Annotated in this window: 6 protein-coding genes and 1 CRISPR repeat array; of the genes, 2 read left to right on the top strand and 4 right to left on the bottom strand. The window is 62.1% G+C overall.

Annotated features, from left to right (window positions below; genetic code table 11):
* A CRISPR array of direct repeats spans positions 1–1,110; the repeat unit is 28 nt; unit sequence TTTCTGAGCTGCCTATGCGGCAGCGAAC.
* A gap of 130 nt (positions 1,111–1,240) precedes the next feature.
* The 4 genes from cas6f to csy1 are packed head-to-tail and all read right to left on the bottom strand — an operon-like array spanning position 1,241 to position 5,187.
* A complete protein-coding gene (cas6f, locus tag G582_RS0114890; protein WP_028840499.1) occupies positions 1,241–1,807 on the bottom strand; it encodes a type I-F CRISPR-associated endoribonuclease Cas6/Csy4 in 567 nt (188 codons plus the stop codon).
* A gap of 1 nt (position 1,808) precedes the next feature.
* Complete coding sequence (csy3, locus tag G582_RS0114885; protein ID WP_028840498.1) at positions 1,809–2,840, bottom strand: type I-F CRISPR-associated protein Csy3; 1,032 nt, start codon at positions 2,838–2,840, stop codon at positions 1,809–1,811.
* 17 nt (positions 2,841–2,857) lie between these two features.
* Complete coding sequence (csy2, locus tag G582_RS0114880; RefSeq protein WP_028840497.1) at positions 2,858–3,817, bottom strand: type I-F CRISPR-associated protein Csy2; 960 nt, start codon at positions 3,815–3,817, stop codon at positions 2,858–2,860.
* Entirely contained in the window at positions 3,814–5,187 is a 1,374-nt protein-coding gene (csy1, locus tag G582_RS0114875) for a type I-F CRISPR-associated protein Csy1 (RefSeq protein WP_028840496.1), read from the bottom strand. Before csy1 ends, csy2 begins: the two co-directional genes overlap by 4 nt.
* A 338-nt stretch (positions 5,188–5,525) precedes the next feature.
* Here csy1 and G582_RS0114870 point away from each other — a divergent pair, with 338 nt between their 5' ends.
* Together G582_RS0114870 and G582_RS0114865 are read left to right on the top strand one after the other, a co-directional pair.
* Positions 5,526–5,789, top strand: a complete 264-nt coding sequence (locus tag G582_RS0114870; RefSeq protein ID WP_028840495.1) for a FitA-like ribbon-helix-helix domain-containing protein — start codon at positions 5,526–5,528, stop codon at positions 5,787–5,789.
* Positions 5,786–6,202: a type II toxin-antitoxin system VapC family toxin gene (locus G582_RS0114865; RefSeq protein ID WP_028840494.1), complete on the top strand. Its 417-nt coding sequence runs from the start codon at positions 5,786–5,788 to the stop codon at positions 6,200–6,202. Before G582_RS0114870 ends, G582_RS0114865 begins: the two co-directional genes overlap by 4 nt.
* Positions 6,203–6,204 lie beyond the last annotated feature (2 nt).

Genomic DNA, 6,204 nt, shown 5'->3' with positions numbered 1-6,204 from the left:
TTTCTGAGCTGCCTATGCGGCAGCGAACCCTCGCCCGCTCTATTTGACGTTCGACGATGATTTCTGAGCTGCCTATGCGGCAGCGAACGATGGCGACGAAACGCAGGCGCGGGGATGCCTTTTCTGAGCTGCCTATGCGGCAGCGAACGTGGCGAATGGTGCCACCAGCATCGACATCCATTTCTGAGCTGCCTATGCGGCAGCGAACAATTCCGACCTCGGCCTCCAATTAAATCAACGTTTCTGAGCTGCCTATGCGGCAGCGAACCCCGCACCGGCACGCCGGCAGGTGGCGCAGGTTTTCTGAGCTGCCTATGCGGCAGCGAACCACGCGGCGAAGGTGTAAGGGCGGCTGAAGACTTTCTGAGCTGCCTATGCGGCAGCGAACGCTCGAAAAGTGAACCGGGTGGCAAGAAAGGTTTTCTGAGCTGCCTATGCGGCAGCGAACGAACGAAATGAGCCTTTCGCCATACGACCACTTTTTCTGAGCTGCCTATGCGGCAGCGAACAGCTCCGGGCGCGCGGCCGGCTGCGCCACGACTTTCTGAGCTGCCTATGCGGCAGCGAACATTTCCACCAACGAAGCTCGATGCGGGACTCCTTTCTGAGCTGCCTATGCGGCAGCGAACACAACGAACCCATGAGGAACACGACCCGCCACTTTCTGAGCTGCCTATGCGGCAGCGAACTCTGTTTACGCCACGATCAATCACGGTCGTAAATTTCTGAGCTGCCTATGCGGCAGCGAACGTCTTTCCTAAGCAAGAACAACGAACCCATCATTTCTGAGCTGCCTATGCGGCAGCGAACGGCCGGAGTAATTGCGGACGCCGAGCGGTACATTTCTGAGCTGCCTATGCGGCAGCGAACGTCTTTCCTAAGCAAGAACAACGAACCCATCATTTCTGAGCTGCCTATGCGGCAGCGAACGGCCGGAGTAATTGCGGACGCCGAGCGGTACATTTCTGAGCTGCCTATGCGGCAGCGAACGTCGCCGCCCGAATACAGCCCCGGCTCAAATTTTTCTGAGCTGCCTATGCGGCAGCGAACCGGCAACACCCCGCGATCAAGCTGCGCCTCCATTTCTGAGCTGCCTATGCGGCAGCGAACTAGACGTGATGGCCGTTAAGCCATTGAGATCATAGGGGAAAAGCAGCAGCAAAAGCATGCCCCCGTTTTCTCGGGGGCATGCGCAAGGTATTGATTTCCAAAGAGCCGGGTGACTCCCGGTGGAAAAGGGTCAGAACCAGGGGATGGTGGTGCTGGCACTCAGTCCATGGCTGCTGAACGAACCAGCTTGCTGCTTTTCCTGAAGAGGGCCCAAGGCAACGAACAGATGAAACGTCTGGCCAGTGCTGCGGCTGTGCAGATGCAGGTAGGGGAGATCCGGGCGGCGTTCGATGGTGTGCGGGATGGCGGCCCGGGCTTGCTCCGCTGTTTCGCCCTTGCGCTTCATGCGACGGCGTCGCAGGCGTTCGGCGCTGGTCTTGTACTGCCGGCGCTGAATGGTTCGATGGCGGGCATCGGCCGGGACTTCGGCGATCTCGCTCAAGCGCACATGGTCACGCATGCCCTTGAGCCAATCGGTTTTCAGGAACTGGAGGAGTCCCTGTTCGCCACCATGGAGTCGCAACCGATTGCCGATTGCGCGCGGGCTCAGGCTGTAATCGGGGAAGCTGACGCCGATGTTGTCCAGCCGCTGCTGCACGAGGGTCAGATGCAAGCGGTCGTAGAGCGCACCCAGCAGCTGCGCCGGGCCTGTCTCCGGATCCGGCAAAACCCGGATATCGAGATAGTGGCTGGTCATATCACTTGTCCGCGTCGCCGAACACACCGCCGCGGATCAGGGTGGCGATGACGAAGTGCTGCTGTTCCACGTCAGGCGTCTTGTCCTTGATGATCCAACCGTCGAGCAGGTTGTAGAAGTCGACTTTTTCCTTGGGTTGGCGATAGGCCTTGCCCTGGGTAGTGACCGAGCCGTAGGGCTCCACTGCGATGGGGCCGTTCTCGGCGGCTTCGGGATACCAGGTGTCGATGGTGCGGATGGCGTTGCCGAGCTTTTGCGAATGAATGGCGGCCACGCCGGCAACGTCATACAAGGTCTTGCTCTTGTCGCCGCGTCCACGATCGAGAATCAGTTCCTGCGAGGGAAACACTTCCTGGCCGAAACCAATGCGCACGAATGCGGTGACTTGCAGCAGCACATGCGAGCTACCACCGAGGCCAGCCGCAACAACATCGGCCAACGCCTGCAGCTTATCCTTTTCGCCTGCCGATGCCGTGAGCTTGACTATGTCATGCGATAAGGCATCGAACGTCCAGCTCGCGACAGGCGCACCATCCTTCAGTTGTGCGACGGTGACTTCCACCTGCTCGGCACCGATGCGGTTGCGCCACAGGAAGCGGCCGTTGGCGAGATTGGCGGCGTAGCGCTTCGCCAGCTCATCGAAACCGCCATGCTGCGCGACATAGCCATTCACCGTAGCCAACAGCTTTTGCCGGTAAGCCGCGTCGTTGCAGGCGGATGGCTGTCCGGTGCCGGCCAGTACGCGGACGGTGAACTGCACTTTCAGCGTGTCCGCATCGACGGGCAGAGTAGCCACATCCACGGTCTGCAGGTTGGGGCTCTGGATGTCGGCATCGAGTTTCGCGGGATCGGTGGCGCCGCTTTTCCGGCGATTGGAAATCGTGCCCCGCACGGATTTTTCGCGCAGCGCGATCGGTGCCCAGTTGTCCGTGGCGGCGCGATTGTTCCAGTCGCCGCCATACATCAGCGCATCTGAAGGATCGAGCTTTCGCTCGAAGGCGAGCACGGAAGCAGTCTTGAGTTCGTTGGCCATGGGATTCCCCTTGTCGGTCAGATGGTGGTTTCGGTGGCGCGGTAATCGTTGCGGCAGCGGTAGAGGCCTTGCTCGGGCTGGCTGTCGGCGTACCAGAGCAGGTCCTGCGGTTTCTGCAGGCGGTGCGGCCCGATCCATTCGCCAATGGAATACAAGCTTTCCACGAAGCGGAAGGGTGTGGTGGCATCGCGGGCATTGGGCACGCTGCCGGCCGCAAGCACGGGGCCCAGTGCGCCGTAACCCACCGGGATGGGCACGATCCAGCCCGCGCCCTTGCGGTCGTGCTGCCACGCGCCCTTGCCGTTATCGGCAGCCGCATCGAAGTGCCAGTTGATCCGCGAAAGGGATAGCCAGGCATCAAGGCGGGTGGCTTCGGGCTGCTCCGCTCGCAGCGACTCCAGCCTCGTGTCGATCAGGTCATCGCGCGCCACCAGCGTGGTGCCGGGCAACAGGCGGGCACGCAGCTTGTGGAAGTCGTTGTTGTCCTGATCGGTGAAATCCATCACCCAAGGACGCTGCCGCGACGCCTGCGACGATGTCGATTGCAATAAAGTGCCACCGGCAATGCGCATGCATTGCACCAACCCCGCAATGGTCTGCGTGTCGCGCTGCCGGGTTTCGGCATCCCAGTGTTCGGCGTGCACCGCCAGCAGCAGGCTCACATCGAGGTGGATGCGGCCTTCCTCCACGATGGCCGCCGTCTTGCCGTCCCTGCCCACCGGATTTCGGGTGAGGCGGAAGCTGTGGACAAAGCCGCCGTCGTGGATCTGCTCGTCATGGTCGTGGCACACCACGCCCACCGCGCTGAACTCGATCTCCAGCCCCAGCGCTCGTGTCTTGCGCTCCAGCGCCCACATCAGGCCAAGGAAGGCGGTGATGGAAGGGAAGCCATGGGTCAACGGGCTGGAGACGGCATTGGCGTTCTGCACCTTGAGATGCGGCAGCACCAGGATATGGGTGAATCCGGGGCAGCTCATGCGGCACCTGCCTTGGAGCGGCGTCGTAGGGGAATAGGCCAGGCCACGTCAAGAACGGCCTGACGCGCGAAGTGGCGCATTTCGGCCTCGCCCAGCATCACCAACTTGTCGCTGCGCTTGCGCAGCTCGTCGTTGAGCCAGCGGCCGAAACGACCGGCGACTTCTTCGGCCCAGTCGCCGTGTTCGTAAGCCTCGTTGAAGGCCAGATCGTCCGCCTGCCAGTGCGGGTGCTCCGGGTCGTTGCGCGGCTCCAGTTCGGTACGCTCCGGGTCCAGCCAGAGTCGCTCGCACAACGGCAACCGGCAGCTGTCCTCGCGGCTCCAACCTGCAGGCTGACTGCCACGGATCGCCGCGCCGAACGTGGCCAGCTCCTGGCCGATGGCCAACTCGATCCGCTCGCGATGCTGGCGCGTTTCCATGACCGGCGCGGGATTTTCCCGCAGGAAGTCGGACAGCGTGTCCAGCAGTTCGCGGATACCGCCGAAGCGCTTGAGCGCGCCGTGCGGGTCGTCGAATACGGAGTCGAGTTTGAGCAGACTCGTGAATTCGCGCGACTTCCATGCCCGTGGTGGAAGCGAAGTGAACAGGTAGTTCACGCCGCCGCGCTCGCTGTTCAACTGCGAGATGTTTTGCGGTTTGGTGCCGCCCAGCTTGCGCACCACCAGGTCGCGGTAATCGCGATACGTTGTTTCGGCGGGCTTGTTCTCTCGGCGGGCTTGCCGTGCGGCCTTGTTGATCTCGCCGAAGCGCGCATCCTGGATCTCCGCGTGCACGGCGTGCGCCAGTGCGCTTGAAAACATTGGCTGCAGCAGCTGGTAGTGGCTGTCGTCGTACGGGGTATCGCCAGCCAGCCAGTACAGCTGCTTGGCCATGGGGTGTGTGGCGGGCCGGGTGTCAGCGTGCACCAAGGCGGCGAATGCCTGCATCCAGCGTCGCGACTCGTCGACATCCCCGGAAAGCGCGGCGGCAAGATCGGCATCGCCGGCCTGCATCCAGTTGAGCAAGCGCTTGCCATCAACCTCCAGCTTGAGCAGCTTGAACACATCCAACGCCGCCGCATTGCCCACCACGTCTTCAGCGTAGTCCGTGCCCAGCAGATGGCTTCCCACTTCCGCATGCTGCGACAGTGCCGATGGCTGGACGTGCAGGCTGCTGCCGCGCGCGTCGGGATGGGTGGCCTTGAGCACATGGGTGACGGCCTGGATCTGGCCCACCCGGCGGGCCGCATCCGCCAACCAGCCTGCGTAATCGTATTTCGATGCCGCTTCGGCGTCGTCCTCCTTGCCTTTGAGCTTGGCCTCGCGCCGGGCATCGATGAAGCCGGCGATGGCGGCGCGGAACGCTGTTCCGCGATCGGTCAAATTGCTCATATGCCTCTCCCTCCCAAAGAGTCATCCTCACGAATAGCGATGTACCTTCAGCCGATCTCACAGCCTGCGACTCGCGGCTCGCGACCGCTTGACACGTCGGTGCATGGAGCAAACACTATCATCTATCAACCGTGATACTGATAAATAAAAATTTTAAGAAACACGTTGAGCGGGGCTGAGTGACAGACGCTGTATTGCTCAACCCTGATCGCTGCCGAGCAGGCAGCTCAGAAAGTGATCCTGATGAATGTTTCTTTGCTGCCGGATAGGCAGCCCAGCATCGAAAGTGATTTCAATGCCATCATTGCAATCGCCCTTGAGTCATCTTGGAGTCTTTCATGGCCACCATGACCATCCGCAATCTCGACGACGAACTGAAGGCGCGCCTGCGCATACGGGCGGCGCAGCACGGGAAGTCGATGGAGGAAGAGGCGCGGAGCATCCTGCGCGAGGCCCTGAAATCCGAGCCACTGAGCGGCAAGGAGCTGGTGCAGCGCATCCGCGAGATGGTGGAACCATACGGAGGCATCGAACTGGAGCTGCCGCCACGGGAGCCGATGCGCGAGCCGCCGGATTTCAGCGGCCCCGAGTTCGATCCATGATCGTGCTGGACACCAACGTCATCTCGGAACTGTTCAGGCCCACGCCGGCTCCCGCGGTGATCGCCTGGGTGACCCGCCTGTCGAGCAGCGAGCTGTACACGACGGCGGTCACCCGCGGCGAGCTGCTGTTTGGCGCGTATTGCCTGCCGGAGGGTCAGCGCAAGCATGAGTTGCTGCGCCGGATGACGGTGCTGTTCGTGCAGCGGTTCGCCGACCACGTGCTGCCGTATGACGGCACCGCCGCCGAAGCGCAGGCTGCTTTCGCAGCGATGCGGCGTGCGCAGGGACGACCGGTGTCGCTGGCTGACGCCATGATCGCCGGCATTGCACGCTCGCGCGGTGCGCAGCTTGCCACCCGCAACACCCGTGATTTCGAAGACTGCGGCTTCGAGCTGATCGATCCGTGGCAGTGACT

The organism is Thermomonas fusca DSM 15424, assembly GCF_000423885.1.
Taxonomy (GTDB): Bacteria; Pseudomonadota; Gammaproteobacteria; order Xanthomonadales; family Xanthomonadaceae; genus Thermomonas; species Thermomonas fusca.
This window is presented reverse-complemented; position numbering and strand designations above follow the sequence as displayed.